General features: G+C 55.8%; 19 protein-coding genes. 8 read left to right on the forward strand and 11 right to left on the reverse strand.

Annotation, left to right across the window (positions count from 1 at the left end):
- Positions 1-170 precede the first annotated feature (170 nt).
- Both dusA and EE896_RS17750 read right to left on the reverse strand, forming a co-directional pair.
- Positions 171-1163 (reverse strand): tRNA dihydrouridine(20/20a) synthase DusA, encoded by a 993-nt coding sequence (gene dusA / locus EE896_RS17745; protein ID WP_003855761.1) that lies wholly within the window; start codon positions 1161-1163, stop codon positions 171-173.
- Between the two features lie 105 nt (positions 1164-1268).
- Positions 1269-2519 (reverse strand): conjugal transfer protein TraF, encoded by a 1251-nt coding sequence (locus tag EE896_RS17750; protein ID WP_003855763.1) that lies wholly within the window; start codon positions 2517-2519, stop codon positions 1269-1271.
- 450 nt (positions 2520-2969) lie between these two features.
- On the opposite strand from EE896_RS17750, the gene zur reads away from it, so the two are divergent.
- A complete protein-coding gene (gene zur / locus EE896_RS17755) occupies positions 2970-3491 on the forward strand; it encodes a zinc uptake transcriptional repressor Zur (protein WP_033763401.1) in 522 nt (173 codons plus the stop codon).
- Between the two features lie 89 nt (positions 3492-3580).
- On the opposite strand, the gene EE896_RS17760 is transcribed toward zur, so the two are convergent.
- The 4 genes from EE896_RS17760 to EE896_RS17775 all read right to left on the reverse strand — a co-directional run bounded on the left by EE896_RS17760 (position 3581) and on the right by EE896_RS17775 (position 6467).
- Positions 3581-3793 carry a CsbD family protein gene (locus EE896_RS17760; RefSeq protein ID WP_003855774.1) on the reverse strand — a complete coding sequence of 71 codons (213 nt, stop codon included), beginning with the start codon at positions 3791-3793 and terminating at the stop codon, positions 3581-3583.
- Between the two features lie 164 nt (positions 3794-3957).
- Entirely contained in the window at positions 3958-5280 is a 1323-nt protein-coding gene (dinF, locus tag EE896_RS17765; protein ID WP_039660678.1) for an MATE family efflux transporter DinF, read from the reverse strand.
- Between the two features lie 98 nt (positions 5281-5378).
- Positions 5379-5993, reverse strand: a complete 615-nt coding sequence (gene lexA, locus EE896_RS17770; RefSeq protein WP_003855777.1) for a transcriptional repressor LexA — start codon at positions 5991-5993, stop codon at positions 5379-5381.
- A 105-nt stretch (positions 5994-6098) separates the two neighbouring features.
- Positions 6099-6467 carry a diacylglycerol kinase gene (locus EE896_RS17775; RefSeq protein ID WP_003855779.1) on the reverse strand — a complete coding sequence of 123 codons (369 nt, stop codon included), beginning with the start codon at positions 6465-6467 and terminating at the stop codon, positions 6099-6101.
- A 128-nt stretch (positions 6468-6595) separates the two neighbouring features.
- On the opposite strand from EE896_RS17775, the gene plsB reads away from it, so the two are divergent.
- Entirely contained in the window at positions 6596-9019 is a 2424-nt protein-coding gene (gene plsB, locus EE896_RS17780; protein ID WP_140916139.1) for a glycerol-3-phosphate 1-O-acyltransferase PlsB, read from the forward strand.
- A 60-nt stretch (positions 9020-9079) separates the two neighbouring features.
- Here the strand turns inward: plsB and ubiA are convergent, their stop codons facing one another.
- The 4 genes from ubiA to EE896_RS17800 all read right to left on the reverse strand — a co-directional run bounded on the left by ubiA (position 9080) and on the right by EE896_RS17800 (position 11761).
- Positions 9080-9964 carry a 4-hydroxybenzoate octaprenyltransferase gene (ubiA, locus tag EE896_RS17785; protein ID WP_003855787.1) on the reverse strand — a complete coding sequence of 295 codons (885 nt, stop codon included), beginning with the start codon at positions 9962-9964 and terminating at the stop codon, positions 9080-9082.
- 10 nt (positions 9965-9974) lie between these two features.
- The gene (gene ubiC, locus EE896_RS17790) at positions 9975-10487 is read right to left on the reverse strand and encodes a chorismate lyase (protein WP_003855790.1); all 513 of its coding nucleotides are present in this window, start codon (positions 10485-10487) and stop codon (positions 9975-9977) included.
- 86 nt (positions 10488-10573) lie between these two features.
- Entirely contained in the window at positions 10574-10984 is a 411-nt protein-coding gene (psiE, locus tag EE896_RS17795; protein WP_003855792.1) for a phosphate-starvation-inducible protein PsiE, read from the reverse strand.
- Positions 10985-11053: 69 nt separating this feature from the next.
- Complete coding sequence (locus tag EE896_RS17800) at positions 11054-11761, reverse strand: UTRA domain-containing protein (RefSeq protein WP_181405310.1); 708 nt, start codon at positions 11759-11761, stop codon at positions 11054-11056.
- A gap of 206 nt (positions 11762-11967) precedes the next feature.
- On the opposite strand from EE896_RS17800, the gene EE896_RS17805 reads away from it, so the two are divergent.
- From EE896_RS17805 to EE896_RS17830, 6 genes are all read left to right on the forward strand, one after another.
- Positions 11968-13029, forward strand: a complete 1062-nt coding sequence (locus EE896_RS17805; RefSeq protein ID WP_008926600.1) for an ABC transporter substrate-binding protein — start codon at positions 11968-11970, stop codon at positions 13027-13029.
- 20 nt (positions 13030-13049) lie between these two features.
- Complete coding sequence (locus EE896_RS17810) at positions 13050-13862, forward strand: alkaline phosphatase family protein (protein WP_003855799.1); 813 nt, start codon at positions 13050-13052, stop codon at positions 13860-13862.
- Entirely contained in the window at positions 13859-14704 is an 846-nt protein-coding gene (locus EE896_RS17815) for an ABC transporter permease (RefSeq protein WP_003855801.1), read from the forward strand. Before EE896_RS17810 ends, EE896_RS17815 begins: the two co-directional genes overlap by 4 nt.
- 11 nt (positions 14705-14715) lie before the next feature.
- The gene (locus tag EE896_RS17820; RefSeq protein ID WP_003855803.1) at positions 14716-15501 is read left to right on the forward strand and encodes an ABC transporter permease; all 786 of its coding nucleotides are present in this window, start codon (positions 14716-14718) and stop codon (positions 15499-15501) included.
- 2 nt (positions 15502-15503) lie between these two features.
- Positions 15504-16496, forward strand: a complete 993-nt coding sequence (locus tag EE896_RS17825; protein ID WP_003855804.1) for an ABC transporter ATP-binding protein — start codon at positions 15504-15506, stop codon at positions 16494-16496.
- A 109-nt stretch (positions 16497-16605) separates the two neighbouring features.
- On the forward strand, positions 16606-18231 hold the full coding sequence (locus EE896_RS17830) for a Na/Pi cotransporter family protein (protein WP_003855807.1): 1626 nt from the start codon (positions 16606-16608) through the stop codon (positions 18229-18231).
- An 85-nt stretch (positions 18232-18316) separates the two neighbouring features.
- Here EE896_RS17830 and panS read toward each other — a convergent pair whose 3' ends face one another.
- A complete protein-coding gene (panS, locus tag EE896_RS17835) occupies positions 18317-19234 on the reverse strand; it encodes a ketopantoate/pantoate/pantothenate transporter PanS (RefSeq protein ID WP_003855809.1) in 918 nt (305 codons plus the stop codon).
- Positions 19235-19401: the final 167 nt, after the last annotated feature.

The raw sequence follows: 19401 nt of genomic DNA on the forward strand, positions 1-19401 counted from the left end.
CTTTTTTGAAATCGATTGTTATCGCTATTACAAGAAGCGTGCCAACCATTAATTCATTGATTTTTATATAATAAAAATCAAAAGCCGCATGACGCTTTGGCGAAAAAAACCATAAAGTGGCGTAAAAAAAACCAGCCCTGATGGCTGGTTTTTCAGGACGGGATTGCAGATCAGGCTTCCTGCGGGATCTTATCCGCTACCAGCGCCAGCGCGGCTTCCAGCACACGGACATCAGCACCCGGTTTGTGGGCGTTTTCACTCAGGTGGCGTCGCCATTGACGGGCGCCGGGAATGCCCTGGAACAGTCCCAGCATATGGCGCGTGACGTGCCCCAGATAGGTGCCCTTCGCCAGTTCCGCTTCAATGTAGGGGTACATGGCGCGCACCACGTCCACCGGGTTAGCCGCCGGATGCTGACGACCAAACAACGTCTGATCGACCTGCGCCAGAATGCCGGGGTTTTGATAGGCTTCACGTCCCATCATCACACCATCGAGGTGTTGCAGATGAGTCTGTGCCTCTTCCAGCGTTTTCACGCCGCCATTCAGCGCGATCGTCAGATGCGGAAAATCGCGTTTCAGCTGATAGACGCGTGGATAATCCAGCGGGGGAATTTCGCGGTTCTCTTTAGGGCTGAGGCCAGAGAGCCAGGCTTTGCGCGCATGAATGATAAATGTCTCGCACTCGCCGCGTCCCGCCACCGTGCCGATGAAATCAGTCAGGAATTCATAGCTATCCAGCTCATCAATCCCGATGCGGGTTTTCACCGTGACCGGAATGGAGACCACGTCGCGCATCGCTTTAATGGCATCCGCAACCAGATTCGCTTCGGCCATCAGGCAGGCACCGAAACGACCATTTTGTACGCGATCGGAGGGACAGCCGACATTGAGGTTCACTTCATCGTAGCCACGCTGCTCTGCCAGCTTCGCGCACTGCGCCAGCGCCGCCGGATCGCTTCCACCGAGCTGCAATGCGACCGGATGTTCCGCCTCACTGTAAGCCAGGTAATCCCCTTTGCCATGAATGATCGCGCCCGTGGTCACCATTTCGGTGTAGAGCAGCGTATCGCCGGTCAGCTGACGATGAAAATAGCGACAGTGACGATCGGTCCAGTCGAGCATAGGGGCAATAGAGAAGCGTTGCGAAGAGAAATTAGACATGAAGCGCAGGCAATCCGGTAATTAAAGATGATGGAATTCTGTGCAAGGATAACACAAGGTCGGGCGATAGTGCATCGCCCGACCCCGACAGCCTGAATAACGCGGTTAGAAGTTAAAGCCGAGCTGCATCATCGCGCCCCAGGTGTTGTTAGCACCCACTGAGCCAGCCAGATCCAGATGGACGGCTTTGTTAAACGGTGACACACCAAAACCTGCTGTGGCGACATTCTCGTCGTGAGAACGCATGTCCGCACGATAACCGCCACGCAGCTGCAGCCAGTCAAATACGCGGTATTCCGCGCCCACCGCCGCATACTGGCTGTTATCCTGGCTTTTGAAGCGTTTGGTTTCAGTCAGATCCACATCGCCCGTCACGGTAAACGGACCTTTATCCCAGGAGAGACCGGTGGTGACCAGCGGGCGAATCTGGTAGGTGTCGCGGTAACCATTGACCTCTCTGGTCTGCAGATCGCGTGAAACCAGGTTCTGTCCGGTCACGCCCAGCGTCCAGTTTTCAGCAAAGGTGGTCGCCAGACCGGCATCAACGTTAAAGCCGGTGTCGGTGCTGCGATACTTACTATTGTTGATGTCGTTCTTGTCGTAGTTGTAGATGCTGGCGGTATAGTTATAGAGCCAGGTTTTCTGCACTTTTGGCGTCACACCAACAGATACTGGCTGACCGGCGATGGTGAACTCATGCGCCACCGCGACACCGTAATCGGTGGTCAGTGCCGCCAGGCCATTGGCGCTGGAGCGCAGGTTATTTTGATCGCCAGGACGTGGGAACCGCGTACCGTCAGCAACACCGCGCAGATAGTCGATATCACCCTGTACGACATTGGCGCGGACGTGCGCGGTTCCGTAGGCTTTGGTGATAAAGGCGAAAGGCAGGGTCTCATTGGGGATGGTCACGGCCACGGCCGCACCCGCACTGCCATCCGCTTTGTTGCCACGCAAATCGCTGAGTTTGTTAGCGACATCGCCGGAGGCGGCGCGTAATTCAGGGTAGCCGCGGAAGAAATCCGCTGGCGTAAAGTTATTCAGCACTGTGCGGTAACGATCCACGGTGTCCGAAATATCATCAACTTTATCAAGCAGCTTATCTTTGTCAGTAACCTGAATACCCGCTGAAGGAACAATAATGCTGACGTTATCGTCGGGTTTAGCACGCGTCATCAATGCCGGGTTCGCCAGCACTGCGGAACCATAAAGAGAAGATGCTACGCCGGTGCCACCCATGGCGTCATTACGTGCATCGTACCAGGTCCCTGCCGCCATGGCGGAAGAAGAAAGGAAAAGCGCGGTCACTACAGCGGAGTACTTCAGCGCTGAACGTTGAGCGGATTTTTTCACCATTTGCCTGCCATCACCTGAGAAATTGTCATTGAAACATTCAACGACTGAATAGTTTGTTAGCCCTATTGTGAACCCTGGCTAACGCGTTATTGCTGTGAATTCAAAGGAAACAGTGTCTTAATTCAAAGGATTGGACGTTTTCCAATCAAAAAACCGTTGTAATAGTTCAGACTGCATCGGTGCATTTCAAACAATGCCAGACTTTTCTTAAGTCTTTCTGAACATTACTTCTTAACTCAGTGAGATGCAAAGCAAAATGCCAACAAATTCCGCTTCAGACGGTTGCAGAATGGATCTGAATTATCGTCATATTTGAGATAAAAAGCGGGCTGAATTCTAAATATGCTGCTTTATCAGGCGAATAATGCTGTTTTATCAGACAAAAACCAACCTCAGCACCGCGAAACTATGTGTGATAAAATAACATCACTTATCCAGCGGAGAATTTTCATGACCAACATGACGTCGCAGCAAATTTTGATTCAGGCCGAAAAAATGTGCCTGCAGCGCGGTGTGCGTCTGACTTCGCAACGTGCTGAGGTGTTGCGCCTGATGGCGGAACAGCCGGGCTCTATCAGCGCCTACGACCTGCTGGATCAACTTCGCGTCAGCGAACCACAGGCTAAGCCGCCCACGGTCTATCGGGCGCTGGATTTCCTGCTGGAACAGGGTTTCATTCATCGGGTGGAATCCAACAATAGCTACGTCATGTGTCACCACTTTGAAGCACCGGCACATACGTCAGTCATGCTGGTCTGTGACCGTTGTGCAGCCGTTACAGAGAAACAGGCACAGGGCGTAGAAAAGATTATCGCGACACTGGCGGGTGAAGCGCAGTTTGCATTACGCCACAGCGTGATTGAAGCACATGGTTTATGTGAAAGTTGTGCCGTCGTTGAAGCCTGCACGCACCATGAGAGTTGCGATCATAATCATCAGGATGAGGGTAAAAAGCGGGGAAAACGCGGCTGACGGGCACATCCTTGTGCGGTTCCGTCCCTGTACTGTTCCGGTGCAGGCGCGCCGGAACGATTTTAGCGGGCTATCGGGGAATGCGCTGATTACCAGCGGTAATCTTTATTGGTGCCTTCCCAGTCTGCTACTTCGCGCTCTGCTTCATCTTTTGCATAGCCGTAGCGTTCCTGGATTTTACCGACCAGCTGATCGCGTTTACCTTCGATAACCTGCATATCATCGTCGGTCAGCTTGCCCCATTTCTCTTTCATTTTGCCTTTGAACTGCTTCCAGTTACCGCTCGCTTCATCTTTGTTCATGGCAGATCTCCAATCCTCGGGTTAAATAATTATCTTGCTGCTTAACAAAATAACGATACAAAGCGCGGGTTAACTTCGCTTGTTAGAGTTAATTGTAGTAGCCAATTTCAAAAATGCAGAATAATACAGAATAATCCGTATCCTCCCGGGTCAGCGCTGCTGGATCACGCCTCAAACCAGCTGTTCTGACGCCAGTGCTTACGCCAGATGAGCCACAGTGACAGGCCGCGCAGCGCCAGGAATACCGTCACCGCCAGCCAGAGACCGTGGTTGCCCAGCAACGGTACGCTGAGCAGCGTCAGAAAGTAGCCAGCCGCCGCCACGACCATACTGTTACGCATCTCGCGTCCACGTGTCGCCCCGATGAACATTCCATCCAGCAGATAACACCAGACGCCGATCAGCGGCATGATTATCTGCCAGACCAGATAGCGGTCAGCTGTCTGCTGCAGTGACTCAAGCGAGGTCAGCAGGGTAACAATCTGCGGGCCAAAAATGGCATAAACCAGCGAGAAGAAGAGCGCGACTACCACCGCCTGCCGACAGGCTGAGTGCCAGACGTGCTGCAATTTACTGCCATCTTTTGCGCCATGCGCTTCGCCGGCAAAAGCTTCAACCGCGTAGGCAAAACCATCCAGCGCGTAGGCAGTAAAGGTAATGAACATCAGTAATACCGCGTTAACCGCCACCACGTCCGGACCCAGCCGCGCACCCAGCACGGTCAGCGAGGCGAAACAGAGCTGCAGCATCAGAGAGCGCAACATGATATCCCGGTTCAGTCGCAGCAGTCGGCCGCTGTCACCGCGCCAGCTCTGCTTCAGCAGATTAAACGTAATACCGCGCAGCTTTAACACCCGCCAGACCATGATGCCGCCGACGCCCAGCGTGATGTACTCCGCCAGCGCCGTGGCGGTTGCTGCTCCCGCGACACCCCAGTGCAGCCCCATCACCAGCCAGAGATCGAGCACGATGTTCACCAGATTGCCCACTATCAGCAGGATTACCGGCGCCCGCGCATACTGAACGCCCAACAGCCAGCCCAGGATGACCAGGTTTGCCAGCGTGGCAGGTGCACTGAGCCAGCGAATCTGAATAAACAGCGCCGCCTGTTCCAGTACATCAGGATTGCCACCTACCAGATGGGTCGCCAGCTGAATAATCGGATAACGCAATGCGATGAACAGCACGCCGGCCAGCAGCGCAATGATCAGCGGCTGCGTCAGCGCGCGTGCCAGAGCGGTTTTATCGCCCGCACCAAACGCCTGCGCCGTCAGGCCAGTGGTACTCATTCGAAGGAAAAGCAGCAGCATAAAGAGGAAGCTGGTCACTGTGGTCCCGACCGCAACCCCGCCAAGATAGACAGGGCTGTCGAGATGACCAATAACTGCAGTATCGACCACGCCCAGTAAGGGAACGGTGATATTTGAAAGGATCATCGGCAGCGCAAGCCGCCAGAGATTTTTATCCGTTGCCGTGATAAAGCGCATTCGCCGTTCCGTGCTCAGTGTCGCTGCAGCAAAGCAGGCAACAAAATTAGGGCAGACAGAATAGCATCAGAAAAGGCGAATGCACGCAGGCCTCAGAATCAAAGCCACTCGCCGTTACGCACCACGCCAACCGCAAGACCTTCAATGGTCAGTGACTGCGCACGGGTGTCGACCACGATAGGGTCAAAATCGCTGTTTTCAGGCAGAAGATGCACGATAGCACCCTGCTTTTTCCAGCGTTTAACGGTGACTTCATCATCAATGCGTGCAACGACAACCTGACCGTTGCGCACATCCTGGGTTTTATGTACCGCGAGCAGGTCGCCGTCCATAATCCCGATATCTTTCATCGACATTCCGCTGACGCGCAGCAGGAAGTCGGCAGAAGGCTTGAACAGGCCCGGATCCACTTTGTAGTGGGTTTCGATATGTTCCTGCGCCATGATCGGCTCACCGGCAGCAACCCGGCCAATCAGCGGTAGTCCTTCTGAAACTTCTTCTTCCATTAACAGACGAATGCCGCGTGATGCACCCGAAACGATCTCAATAACGCCTTTACGCGCCAGCGCTTTCAGATGCTCTTCAGCCGCATTTGGCGAACGGAAGCCCAGTTGCGCGGCGATCTCTGCACGCGTAGGCGGCATGCCCGTTGAAGATATATGGTCGCGAATCAGGTCATAGACCTGCTGCTGCCTGCTGGTTAATGCTTTCATCCCGCCCCCTGGTTGTTTATACAGTCGCTGTGAGTATATACAGGTATTGGCGAAATGGAAACCGATTGTCAGGGAAAACGCGCCCTCAGGCGCGTTATGGAAGGCTTATCGCAAATGTGTCCAGAGCAGCGCGACCCAGACAAACAGGGCCAGTAAGATGCTGATCAGTACCGCCGCCGAGCCCATGTCTTTGGCCCGGCCCGCCAGGGGATGATGTTCCTGACCAATCCGGTCAACCACCGCTTCAATGGCGCTATTGAGGATTTCGACAATGACGACCAGCACCACGGCGCCAATCATGAGGATGCGGGCGATCACATCGACATCCAGCCAGCACGCGATAATAATAGCGGCCAGCGCAGCCAGGGCTTCCTGCCGAAAGGCGGCTTCATGCTGCCAGGCGGCACGCAGTCCCTGCCAGGAGTAGCCTGCGGCTTTTACTATTCTGATAAGTCCGGTGGCATTATTTGCCATGATGTGGGAACCCTTTCATTCAATTGACGTCAATGTCTGGGCTGCGTGCAATTGGCACCACCACAGATCTTCGCTGCGCTTTCTGGTATGCTTGCGGCGCTTTGCTAACAAGAGGCTTCATGTTGTCTATGTCAGGTTGGCGTAAACTCTATTACAAATTACTTAATTTACCACTCTCCTTTTTGGTAAAAAGTAAGGCCATTCCGGCCGATCCCGTGTCTGAACATGGTCTGGATCCGACCCGACCTATTATGTATGTTTTGCCTTACGATTCGAAGGCTGACTTACTGACTTTACGCGCACAGTGTCTGCGGCATCATCTGCCCGATCCGCTGATTCCGCTGGAGATTGATGGTTCGCTGCTGCCGCGCCACGTGTTTATTCATAATGGCCCACGCGTATTCCCCTATTTTGTGCCCAGCGTTGAATCGGTAAAAATCTTTCACGATTACCTCGACCTGCATCGCAATAATCCTGAGCTGGATATTCAGATGCTGCCGGTCACCGTGATGTTTGGTCGTGCGCCAGGACGTGAAGTCCAGGGCGAAGCGACGCCGCATCTGCGTGTGCTGAATGGGGTGCAGAAATTCTTTGCGGTCATCTGGCACGGACGTGACAGTTTTGTCCGCTTCTCGCCGACCGTCTCGCTGCGCCGCATGGCAACGGAACACGGTACGGACAAGTCGATTGCCCAGAAACTGGCTCGCGTGGCACGCATCCATTTTGCCCGTCAGCGACTGGCGGCGATCGGCCCGCGTTTACCGGCGCGTCAGGATCTGTTTAATCGTCTGCTGCAATCCAAAGCGATTGAAAAAGCCGTCGAAGATGAAGCGCGCAGCAAAAAAATCTCCCATGAGAAAGCCCAGCAGAATGCTGTTGAGATGATGGAAGAGATCGCTGCTAACTTCTCCTATGAAGCCATTCGCGTCACCGACCGTGTGATGGGCTGGCTCTGGAGTCGTCTCTATCAGGGCATCAACGTCAATGGCGGTGAAAAAGTTCGCCAGCTGGCGCAGGATGGCCACGAGATTGTCTATGTACCCTGCCATCGCAGCCATATGGATTATCTGCTGCTCTCCTATGTGCTCTATCATCAGGGGCTGGTGCCGCCGCACATTGCCGCGGGTATCAATCTCAACTTCTGGCCAGCCGGACCGATTTTCCGTCGTCTGGGCGCCTTCTTTATTCGTCGTACCTTTAAAGGCAATAAGCTTTACGCCACGGTATTCCGCGAATATCTCGGCGAGCTGTTCACCCGCGGCTATTCAGTTGAATACTTTGTCGAAGGAGGCCGTTCACGTACCGGTCGCCTGCTGGACCCGAAAACCGGCACCTTAGCCATGACCTTACAGGCGATGCTGCGCGGCGGAAATCGCCCCATCACGCTGGTGCCGATCTACATCGGTTATGAGCACGTGATGGAAGTGGGCACTTACGCCAAAGAACTACGCGGTGCAGCCAAAGAGAAAGAGGGCTTCATGCAGATGGTGCGCGGCTTACGCAAGCTGCGCAATCTCGGTCAGGGTTACGTTAACTTCGGCGAACCGCTGCCGCTGGTCAACTATCTCAATAAGCGGGTGCCGGAATGGCGCGACGCGATCGATCCGATTGAGCCGCAACGTCCGAGCTGGTTAACGCCGACCGTTAATGACATCGCGGCCAGTCTGATGGTGCGTATTAATGAAGCGGGCGCGGCTAACGCGATGAACCTCTGTGTCACGGCGCTGCTGGCGTCACGTCAGCGCTCACTAACCCGTGAACAGCTGATTGAACAGCTGGAGTGCTATACCCAGTTGCTGCGTAATGTGCCTTATTCGCCCAATGCGACCGTACCCGATCTTTCCGCGGAAGCGCTGCTGGATCACGCCCTGGGTATGAACAAATTTGAGAGTGAAAAAGACAGTATTGGCGACATCATCATTCTGCCACGTGAGCAGGCAGTGTTGATGACCTACTACCGTAACAACATTCATCACATGCTGGTGATGCCGTCGCTGATTGCCGCCATTGTTCAGCAACATCAGACGCTGAGTGAAGCGGAACTGCTGCGTCAGGTGAGCCTGGTCTATCCGATGCTGAAGAGTGAACTGTTCCTGCGCTGGCAGACCAATGAGCTGCCACAACTGCTGACTGACGTAAGTCAGGAGCTGGCACGTCAGGGCCTGATTACCTTCGAAGCGGGTGAGTTGCGCTTTACCGCAGCACGCTATCGCACGCTGCAACTGCTGGCTGCTGGTGTGCGCGAAACGCTGCAGCGTTATGCCATTACCTTCTCGATTCTCAGCGCCAAGCCGACGATTAACCGTGGCACGCTGGAGAAAGAGAGCCGGACGCTGGCACAGCGTCTGTCAGTGTTGCACGGAATCAATGCGCCGGAGTTCTTCGACAAAGCGGTCTTTACCTCACTGGTACTGACGTTGCGTGATGAAGGGTATATCAGCGACAGCGGTGATGCCGATGTCGCGCAGACCCTGGCGACCTGGCATATTCTGGCTGACCTGGTCACCAGTGATGTCCGCATGACGATTGAAACCGCGGTGGCGCACGACTGACCGCCGCGCGCATTGTAAAAAGGCGACCTCATGAGGTCGCCTTTTTTATGCCCAAAACTTTCAGAACAGCTGACTGAACGGCGGCGTATTCATCAGTACGCCCAGGAACAGCACCATCCCGACGTAGTTGTTATTCAGGAAAGCCTGAAAGCAGGGCTGACGTTCGCGCCCGGCAATCAGCTTCTGCTGATAAACAAACAGCGCAGCCGCCAGCAGCAGCGTCCAGTAGAAGGCACCATTCAGATGCAGCATCATGCCCACCAGCGCCATCAGCAGCAGGGTCGCCAGTTGCAGCAGGCCAATGATCAGCTTGTCGAAGCGACCAAATAAAATCGCCGTCGATTTCACACCAATCTTCAGATCATCATCCCGGTCCACCATCGCATACTGCGTGTCATAAGCCACCGTCCAGCAGATATTAGCGATAAATACCAGCCAGCAGACCAGAGGTAAGGACTCACTAACTGCGGACCACGCCATGGGAATTGCCCAGCCAAACGCGGCACCCAAAACGACCTGCGGCAGATGGGTATAGCGCTTCATAAAGGGATAGACCCAGGCCAGCGCCAGCCCCACGACGGAGAGCATAATCGTCATCAGATTCATGGTCAGCACCAGCGCAAACGCCACCAGCGCCAGAATCACAAACAGCAGCTTAGCCTCTTTTGCACTGACCGCGCCGCTGGCCAGTGGACGGTGCTTTGTGCGCTCAACGTGACCATCGACTTTCCGATCGGCGTAGTCATTGATCACACAACCGGCTGCTCGCATCACGAAAACCCCGGCCACAAACACCGCCAGCACCGGCAGCGGCGGAATCGACATATCCGCCAGCCATAACGCCCAGAGCGTTGGCCACATCAGCAGCAGCGTACCGATCGGTTTATCAATACGCATCAGGCGAGCATAGGCCCGCCACTTATTCATACTTACGCTATTTTGCACCACAGAATCCTCAGACCAGATCGCGATAGAGCGGCGATGCCGGCAAAAACAGTTCAGTCAGCAGCAGCGGTTTGCCGGAAAGACGCAGGCGTGAACGCCGTCCCCACAATCCCTCTACCTGGCCCGGATCAATAAAATCGCGGGTCAGCGTCGACGAGGAGAAAAGATAGCGACCCAGAGGACGGGTGCCCAGCTGTTGCAGCATCGCCTCTGGCCCGTTGAGGGTACTTTCCGGCACCAGCGTGCGGCCAGCCAGCCAGGGCTGATCGTCGCCGAACAGCAGCACTTCACGCAGCCAGAAGCGTTCGTCGTCTGGCAATAACGCCCTTTCCTCACCCAACTCGCTGGCGTCGATAAAGCCTTCACGCAGCGGCTGAACCGTGACCCGCTGACAGTGCTGTTCAAAACGGCGCGTCATTGAATCCTCCTCCATCAGCCAGTCAAGCAATGGCGGCGCAAGGGTGGCCTGCGACGGAGAAAGCCAGTTGAGCGAACGTAATAAGCTGAGTGCGTCTTGCGACATAGCACCACTCCCGATAATTTTCAGGTCGCTAGTTTAGCGCAGAGAGGCGATGCGAACACCTGCCGTCGTGTCAGACGGCAGGAGGATTACTCGCGTTTCAGCCGGTTGCTGTTTGCCAGCCACAGGGTGACGACAAGAATCAGAATCGCCGCAGAGTAGCAGAGCGTATCGAAGGGATTTTTATGGTCGACGATGATCAGGCGGATAATCGCCGTGATCCCGATATAGACAAAATAGCGCAGGGGAAAATGATAGCCCGACTGAAAGTACTTAACAATCAGGGCGATAAATTCGAAATAGAGGAAATAGATGACGATTCCATCAATCAGCAGATAGGAGGAAGCCTGCTCGCTGGTGTTAAACAGCACGTTTGCCAGATGAATCGTTTCTTTGCCTAAAAAGACGATCAGGATAATCGCCAGACTCAGTAGCCCCAGATTCAGCACCCATTGCAGTACCGTTGCAAGGTGGCGGGCCAAAGGATTTTTGTCACTCATGTTGCGCCTTTAAAAAGGAGTTATTAGCGCAGCATCATGCGCGAGTGTGACGCAAATCACAATAACGCCTCAGGCCTCCACATCAACACAGAGCGCATCGTAACGCCAGTATTCACAATCGCAGTCAATCACCTCTGTTTGCTGATTGCGGTTGATGCGGGTGATCAGCAAGCCGGGGCTGCCCGGTGCCACATTCAGTGTGGGCGCTGCGACCTCGGGTAAAGGGCCTGGCATAATCGTAAAACGCGCGCCGCCATAACGAATACCGTAGCGCTGGTCATAGAGATCGGTCAGGGAACGGGTCAGGTCTTCATCAAGCAGGCCAGGGAAAAAACGGGGATTGAGGTAGTGCTCAACATAGAGCACCGCACGTCCATCAATGCGCCGCAGGCGGCGTATGCAGTAAACCGCCGAGCCGGGTGCCAGCCGTAACGCAGTGGCTACGCTCTCGTGCGCCGCGACCTGCTCAGCGGCGATCACCTCAGTGGTTGCCTGACGCCCCTGCTGCGTCGCCATGGCATGAAAGTGGCTGTGATGCAGCGGGTTGTAGATCAGACGCGGCGGTGCGATAAACCAGCCACGACGCAGTTCACGGTAGATCATCCCCTGCGCTTCCAGCTTGCCCAGCGCTTCCCGCAGAGTAATCCGCGTGGTGCTGAACGCCTCGCTTAAGGCACGCTCTGCCGGCAGGCGTCCGCCGCTGAACTCACCTGCCTGAATGCGTGTCAGCAGTGCGCTGGCTATCGCATCCGCCGTTTTGAGTGCTATCGACTCCACAACAGTAGCCTCATTTTGGTGCGACTTCGCACTTTTACTGGTCAGATAAACACGCCTGTGGCGGGCGAACGCGCCACGTCTTTCATCGCCCATTCCCCGCACAGCGCCGCTTTGTCATAAATCGTTCATATAGAGGGGCTACATTGGCTCGGTTCTTGCTGGACTAGACCAGCCAGGCCCATCAACTTACACCCGGAGCAACTGAGATGAAAGCGTTTATCGCCTCTGTAGTAGCCAGTGCTGTAGTCCTCACCCTGCCCGTTGCGCAGGCCGCCGATAACGACCTCGCCGCGCTGGAAAAAGCGGCGCGCAGTGAAGGTCAGGTCAACAGCGTCGGGATGCCAGACAGCTGGGCCAACTGGAAAGATACCTGGAACGACATCAGCACCAAATATGGCCTTAAGCACAGCGATACCGATATGTCATCGGCGCAGGAGCTGGCGAAATTTGATGCAGAGAAAGAGAACGCCAGCGCTGACATCGGCGATGTGGGCGCCGCCTTTGGTCCAATCGCTGTCGCGAAGGGTGTAACCCAGCCCTACAAACCGACGCACTGGGATCAGATTCCGGCCTGGGCCAAAGATAAAGAGGGTAACTGGGCACTGGCTTATACCGGCACCATCGCTTTTCTGATCGACAAGCAGCAGGTTAAAGATATCCCCCACAGCTGGGCCGATCTGAAGAAAGGTAAGTATGTGGTTACTATCGGTGACGTCGGCGTGGCAGCTCAGGCGGCCAACGGCGTCCTGGCTGCCAACTACGCCTTAGGCGGTGATGAGAAGAACCTGAAACCGGCGCTGGCCTTCTTTGCCGATCTGGCAAAACAGGGGCGTCTTGGCGTGACCGATCCGGTGATTGCCAACATTGAAAAAGGTGAAGTGCAGATGGCAGTAGTGTGGGACTTTAACGCCCTTAACTACCGCGACCAGATTGACAGAAATCGCTACGAAGTGGTGATTCCGTCTGATGGCTCAGTGACCTCCGGCTACACCACCATCATCAACAAATATGCGAAACACCCTAACGCCGCAAAATTGACGCGCGAATATATCTTCTCAGACCAGGGACAGATCAATCTGGCTAAAGGCTATGCCCGCCCGATTCGTGCTGAGCATCTGACGCTGCCAGCAGACGTTCAGGCTCGCCTGCTGCCGCAATCAGAATATAAAAATGCCCGTCCGGTTAAGGATCAGGCTGCCTGGGATAAATCGTCGAAAATGCTGCCGCGCCTGTGGCAGGAAAACGTCATCATCAACATGCAGCAGTAATTCGCGGCAGGGAGAACGGAATGAAGACCATCCTGGTAGTGCTGGACGGCCTGAGCAATCAGGTCGCACAACATGCAATGGGTTACCTGCATGCCGAATGTTCACAGGGCAACGGGTTCTATTACCGTATGACCTGTGAATTGCCGTCGCTGTCGCGCCCGCTTTATGAGTGCATTCTGACCGGGGTTCCGCCGGTCAGAAGCGGCATTATTCATAATGGCGTCAGCCGGTTAAGTCGCGAGCGCAGCGTGTTTCACTTTGCGCGTGCGGCGGGCCTGACTACGGCGGCGGCGGCCTACCACTGGGTGAGTGAGCTTTACAACCGCACTCCGTTCGTTCCGGCGCGCGATCGTCACACCGATGCGCCGGACCTGCCCATTCAGTTCGGCCACTTCTACTCTGACGATAGCTATCCTGACTCGCATCTGTTTGAAGATGCGGAGAGCCTGCGGCTGCGTCACGATCCCGATTTTCTGCTGATCCACCCGATGAATATCGACGATGCCGGTCATAAGTCGGGGCTCTCTTCGCCGCAGTACCGCAACCGGGCACGTATCGCCGACGGCCTGCTGTCGCAGTGGATGCCGCTGTGGCTGGCCGAGGGCTATCAGGTGATGGTGACCGCCGATCACGGCATGAATGACGATCGCTCCCACGGCGGGATTCTGCCGGAGGAGACCACGGTGCCGCTGTTTGTCTTTGGTCATGCTTTCTCGCTGCAGCCTGACCTTGCGCCGCAGCAAACCGACCTGTGTGGCACGCTGTGTGAACTGCTTGAGGTGGCGCATGACAAGCCGGTCTGCCGCGGCCTGCTGGCGGAGTCACAAAGATGAAGGGAAAAGGCGTCGCACTGCTGCTGCTGTTACCTTTCACCCTGTTCTGGGTCGCCTTCCAGCTGGCACCGCTGTTGTGGATCGCCATCAACAGCTTCTGGAGTGACATGAACAGCCAGTGGGGCTGGGATAACTATCACGACATCCTCACCTCACCCTTCTACCAGCAGGCATTTCGATTTTCGCTGGATATCTCGCTCTGGTCCAGCGTCTGGGGATTACTGATTGCGCTGGTCACCGGCTATTCGCTGCATCAGCTCGGCGGCGGACGACTGCAGCGCTTTCTTATCTCCTTTACCAACATGACCAGTAACTTTGCCGGTGTCCCGCTGGCGTTTGCCTTTGTGATTCTGCTGGGGCTGAACGGCTGCCTGACGCTGCTGCTGCGCCATTATGGTGTGATTGAGAGCTTCAGACTCTTCTCGCGCAACGGCATGGTACTGGTCTACACCTGGTTTCAGATTCCGCTGGGCGTGCTGCTGCTCTATCCCGCCTTCGACGGGCTGAAAAAAGAGTGGCAGGAGTCGGCCGCACTACTGGGCGCCAGCCGCTGGCGCTACTGGTGGCACATCGGACTGCCAATTCTTTTCCCGGCGCTGCTCGGAACCTTTGTGATTCTGCTGGCGAATGCCCTCGGCGCTTACGCCACGATTTACGCCCTGACCACCGGTAATTTCAACGTGGTTCCGGTGCGCATCGCTGCATTGGTTTCCGGTGATATCTCGCTGGATCCCAACACCGGCAGCGCGCTGGCAATGTTGCTGGTGGCTATCATGGCGCTGATTACCCTGGTACAGCAGTATCTGGTGCGCCGCAGCTATCTCAATGCGAAACAGCCATGAAAGGAGCCGTCATGTCACGTGCTGAGCACCTCTATCATCGAATCATGGTCGGGTTACTCTTTACTCTGCTGGCGCTGCCGTTGCTGGCCACGCTGCTTTATGCAATCTCCTCCGACTGGAGCAATACCATTCTGCCGCAGGGCTACAGCCTGAAGTGGTTCATCCAGCTCTGGAGCGACCCGCGATTTTTGACGGCGCTGGGCCATTCGCTGCTGATTTGCTTTGGTGCGCTGCTGTTCTCGCTAGCGCTGGTGCTGCCTGCCATGTTTGTAATTGCTTACTACTTTCCCCGGCTGGATTCAGTAATGAACATCCTGATCCTGATGCCGTTCGCCGTGCCGCCAGTGGTGTCATCCGTGGGATTACTCCAGCTCTACTCGTCGTCACCACTGATGCTGACCGGCACGCCGTGGATCCTGATTGGCTGTTATTTCACTATCGCACTCCCCTTTATCTACCGGGCACTGTCGAACAATATGCAGGCGATCAATCTCAAAGAGCTGATTGATGCTGCACAGCTGCTGGGGGCCAGTACCTGGCAGGCAGCGATCTGGGTGGTGCTCCCCAACCTGCGCAAAGGGATGCTGATTGCCGTACTGCTCTCTTTCTCCTTTCTGATTGGTGAGTTTGTCTTCGCTAACCTGCTGGTCGGCAACCGCTATGAAACCCTGCAGGTTTACCTCTTCAACATGCGTAACGGCAGCGGTCACTTCACCAGCGCGCTGGTGATCTCCTACTTCTTTGTGGTGCTGCTGGTCACCTGGCTGGCCAACGCCCTGAATCCCGAACGAGGCTGAATATGAGTTACCTTGAGGTCAGAGAGCTGAACAAGTCCTATGGACCGACGCCCATTTTCGAGCAGATCGATTTCAGCGCCGCTGAAGGGGAATTTGTCACCCTGCTTGGCCCCAGCGGCTGCGGTAAATCAACGCTGCTGCGCTGTCTGGCGGGACTAACCAGCGTCGACAGCGGTGAAATTCGGCTGGAAGGCAAAGATATTGTGCCGCTGGCCCCGCAGAAGCGCGCCATCGGCATGGTGTTCCAGAGTTATGCGCTGTTTCCCAACATGACGGTGGAGAAGAACGTCGCGTTTGGCCTGAAGATGCAGAAACTGCCCGAAGCACAAATCCGCCAGCGGGTGCTGGAGGTGCTGGAGCTGGTTGAACTCAGCGACTATGCGCGCCGTTATCCGCACCAGCTGTCGGGCGGGCAGTGTCAGCGCGTGGCGCTGGCGCGTTCACTGGTGACGCGTCCGCGACTGCTGCTACTGGATGAGCCGCTGTCGGCGCTGGATGCGCGTATCCGTCGTCATCTGCGCGATCAGATCCGGCGCATCCAGCGTGAGCTGAATCTCACCACCCTGTTCGTGACCCATGACCAGGAGGAGGCGCTGACGCTCTCCGATCGCATCGTGCTAATGAACCGGGGCAAAATCGTGCAGAACGGCGATGCCGAAGCACTCTATACCCAGCCGGTCGATCTGTTCGCCGCCGGATTTATTGGCAACTACAACCTGTTGAGTGCTGAACAGGCAACGCGACTGACTGGTCAGCCTTTTAATAGCCAGGTGGCCATTCGTCCGGAATCGATGCTGTTCACCGCGCCAGACCAGGGCATTCCTGCGGAAATTCTCAGCCACAGTCTGCTGGGCAACGTGATCCGCTATCGGATCCGCGCGCATGACGTGGAACTTTCAGTGGATGTGCTTAACCGCTCGGCGGCGGATTTGCACCCCGCAGGCAGGAAGATTGGTCTACAATTAGAGATGTCGACTTTGCGCCAGGTTGCTTAAAACACAGGAAAAAATCACGCATAGTACGGCAATCCTCTTTCACAGATTGCTCTCTCTGTCAGGCTGGCAGTCTGTGCTGCTTGCAGCCTGACACAAGGAGCGACACCACGTGTTAACCCTGCTTAATCTGCTCTCTGCAGTGGCCCTGCTGGTCTGGGGCACGCATATTGTGCGAACCGGCATCATGCGGGTCTATGGTGCCGATCTGCGCCGCGTCCTGAGCCGCAGTATAGAAAAAAAACCGATGGCGTTTCTGGCGGGCATCGGTGTGACCACCCTGGTGCAGAGCAGCAACGCCACGACCTTGCTGGTCACCTCGTTTGTGGCGCAGAATCTGGTCAGCCTGACACCCGCGCTGGTAGTGATTCTGGGTGCGGATGTCGGTACCGCCATCATGGCGCGTATCCTGACCTTTGATCTCTCCTGGCTTTCACCGCTGTTTATCTTTTTTGGCGTGGTCTTTTTCCTCAGCCGCAAGCAGACCCGCGCCGGTCAGTTAGGCCGGGCCAGCATCGGTCTGGGCCTGATTTTGCTGGCATTGCAGCTGATTGTTGAAGCGGCTCGTCCGATTACCCAGGCCGCCGGTGTCCAGGTCCTCTTCTCCAGCCTGACCGGCGACGTGATGCTTGATGCACTGCTGGGTGCGGTATTCGCCATTATCAGTTACTCCAGTCTGGCCGCCGTGCTGATCACCGCAACGCTGACCGCCACCGGGGTCATTTCGTTCAAGGTCGCGCTCTGTCTGGTGATTGGTGCCAACCTTGGGAGTGGCCTGCTGGCGATGATCAACGCCAGCGGCTCGAATGCCGCCGGTAAACGCGTGGCGCTCGGCAGCCTGCTATTTAAGTTCGTTGGCTGCATCGTAATCCTGCCGTTTGTCGATATTGTGGCAACCTGGCTTGATAAGCTGCCGGTTAACGATGAAGAGTTAGTGATTTTCTTCCATGTGTTTTACAACCTGATTCGCTGCGTGGCGATGGTGCCGTTTGCTGACCTGATGGCGCGCCTTTGCCGTCGTATGATTGCCGACGACGTCGATAACGCACTGCACCTCAAGCCTAAGCATCTCGATCGCAGCGCGCTGGATACCCCGGCGCTGGCGCTGGTGAATGCCGCCCGCGAAGCGCTGCGCATCGGTGACGTGGTGGAACAGATGCTGGAGGCGTTTAATAAAGTCGTGCATGGCGAATCCCGCGAGGAGCGCACGGTGCGTCGGCTGGATGATGATGTCGATGTGCTCTATACCGCCATCAAGCTCTATCTGGCGCGGATGCCAAAAGAGGATCTCCCCGAAGAGGATTCGCGCCGCTGGGGCGAAATTATCGAGATGTCGCTGAATCTGGAGCAGGCCGGAGACATTATTGAACGGATGAGCGGCGATGTGGCTGACAAGTCGCTGGCAGCGGGCCGCGCGTTTTCTGCCGAGGGATTAAAAGAGCTGCAGGAGCTGCAGGAGCTGTTGATTGCCAACCTCAGAATGAGCCTGTCGGTGTTTCTGTCGCATGATGTCACCAGCGCCAAACGGCTGCGCCGCGCGAAACATCGCTTCCGCCTGATGATTCGCCGCTACTCTCACGCCCATGTTGATCGCCTGCACCAGCAGAACGTGCAGAGCATTGAGACCAGCTCACTGCACCTTGGTCTACTCGGCGACATGAAGCGTCTGAATTCGCTGTTCTGCAGCGTGGCCTATACCGTGCTGGAACAGCCCGACGATGAGCGGGATTACGAATAAGGCGTGTGAACAGACCATTGCGACAGGCTGAAAACACCCGGCGCAACAATAATGAGAAGCGGCGCATCATCATGCGCCGCCACAGTTACTTCTTCTTAATCGGCTTACCGGACCAGTAACCCGCCAGCAGTGAACCTGACAGGTTGTGCCACACCGAGAACAGCGCGCCCGGCAATGCCGCCAGCGGTGAGAAGTAGAGTTTGCCCAGCGTCGCCGCCAGCCCGGAGTTCTGCATGCCGACTTCCAGCGCCAGCGTACGGCAGGTCGACTCATCGAAACCAAACAGCTTGCCACCCCAGTAACCACCAAGCAGGCCAATCGCGTTATGCAGGATTACCGCCGCGATCACCATCAGACCCACCGATCCAATAAAGCCCTGACTGCCCGCCACCACCGCGCTGATGATCAGCAGAATGCAGACCATGGAAAATGCAGGCAGCCAGGGTTCCACCCGGCGAACCACGCTGTTCATGCTGTGATGAATGATCAGCCCAAGGCTAATCGGGATCACCACGATCTTCACAATACTCAGCAGCATACCCACCACATCAACCTGAATGTGGGTATCAACGTAAAAGCGGGTTAACAACGGCGTGGCGAACACCCCCACCAGCGCAGAAACTGACGAGATCGTGACCGACAGCGCCACATCCCCTTTCGCCAGATAGATCATCACGTTGCTGGCGGTGCCGCTGGCCACGGAGCCGACCAGAATCATACCGGCTGCCAGATCGGGCGGCATATGAAACAGTTTTGCCAGTCCCCAGGCGGCTAACGGCATCACCAGATAGTGCAGGAAAGTTCCGGCAATTACCGGCGCAGGTCGGGTCAGCACCCGTTTGAAATCGTCGATATTCAGCGTCACACCCATGCCGAACATAATCAGCATCAGCAGATAGGTGACCCAGGGGCCGATGCCGAGAAAGGTACCAGGAGAGTAATACGCGGCGACAGACAACAGCACGGCCCAGAGCGGGAACAGGCGGGTTAACGTGGCGAGCATAGCCAGACTTCCTTATAAGAATGTTATGTTTTATGCAGGTTTGCCATAGAGAATCGCCAGACAGGAACGACTGCCGTGACGAAGGCGGGATCATAACATTTCATTATCATGGCGTAAGGCGAAGATGGGGCGAGGCGGCAAAATGCGGATCGACTGCTGCCGATCCG

It is taken from the genome of Pantoea eucalypti (assembly GCF_009646115.1).
GTDB lineage: Bacteria > Pseudomonadota > Gammaproteobacteria > Enterobacterales > Enterobacteriaceae > Pantoea > Pantoea eucalypti.

Excerpts from the sequence above, each read along its gene's own strand:
- dusA (WP_003855761.1), bottom strand. The coding sequence starts at position 1,163 with ATGTCTAATTTCTCTTCGCAACGCTTCTCTATTGCCCCTATGCTCGAC.
- EE896_RS17750 (WP_003855763.1), bottom strand. The coding sequence starts at position 2,519 with ATGGTGAAAAAATCCGCTCAACGTTCAGCGCTGAAGTACTCCGCTGTA.
- zur (WP_033763401.1), top strand. The coding sequence starts at position 2,970 with ATGACCAACATGACGTCGCAGCAAATTTTGATTCAGGCCGAAAAAATG.
- EE896_RS17760 (WP_003855774.1), bottom strand. The coding sequence starts at position 3,793 with ATGAACAAAGATGAAGCGAGCGGTAACTGGAAGCAGTTCAAAGGCAAA.
- dinF (WP_039660678.1), bottom strand. The coding sequence starts at position 5,280 with ATGCGCTTTATCACGGCAACGGATAAAAATCTCTGGCGGCTTGCGCTG.
- lexA (WP_003855777.1), bottom strand. The coding sequence starts at position 5,993 with ATGAAAGCATTAACCAGCAGGCAGCAGCAGGTCTATGACCTGATTCGC.
- EE896_RS17775 (WP_003855779.1), bottom strand. The coding sequence starts at position 6,467 with ATGGCAAATAATGCCACCGGACTTATCAGAATAGTAAAAGCCGCAGGC.
- plsB (WP_140916139.1), top strand. The coding sequence starts at position 6,596 with ATGTCAGGTTGGCGTAAACTCTATTACAAATTACTTAATTTACCACTC.
- ubiC (WP_003855790.1), bottom strand. The coding sequence starts at position 10,487 with ATGTCGCAAGACGCACTCAGCTTATTACGTTCGCTCAACTGGCTTTCT.
- psiE (WP_003855792.1), bottom strand. The coding sequence starts at position 10,984 with ATGAGTGACAAAAATCCTTTGGCCCGCCACCTTGCAACGGTACTGCAA.
- EE896_RS17805 (WP_008926600.1), top strand. The coding sequence starts at position 11,968 with ATGAAAGCGTTTATCGCCTCTGTAGTAGCCAGTGCTGTAGTCCTCACC.
- EE896_RS17810 (WP_003855799.1), top strand. The coding sequence starts at position 13,050 with ATGAAGACCATCCTGGTAGTGCTGGACGGCCTGAGCAATCAGGTCGCA.
- EE896_RS17815 (WP_003855801.1), top strand. The coding sequence starts at position 13,859 with ATGAAGGGAAAAGGCGTCGCACTGCTGCTGCTGTTACCTTTCACCCTG.
- EE896_RS17820 (WP_003855803.1), top strand. The coding sequence starts at position 14,716 with ATGTCACGTGCTGAGCACCTCTATCATCGAATCATGGTCGGGTTACTC.
- EE896_RS17825 (WP_003855804.1), top strand. The coding sequence starts at position 15,504 with ATGAGTTACCTTGAGGTCAGAGAGCTGAACAAGTCCTATGGACCGACG.
- panS (WP_003855809.1), bottom strand. The coding sequence starts at position 19,234 with ATGCTCGCCACGTTAACCCGCCTGTTCCCGCTCTGGGCCGTGCTGTTG.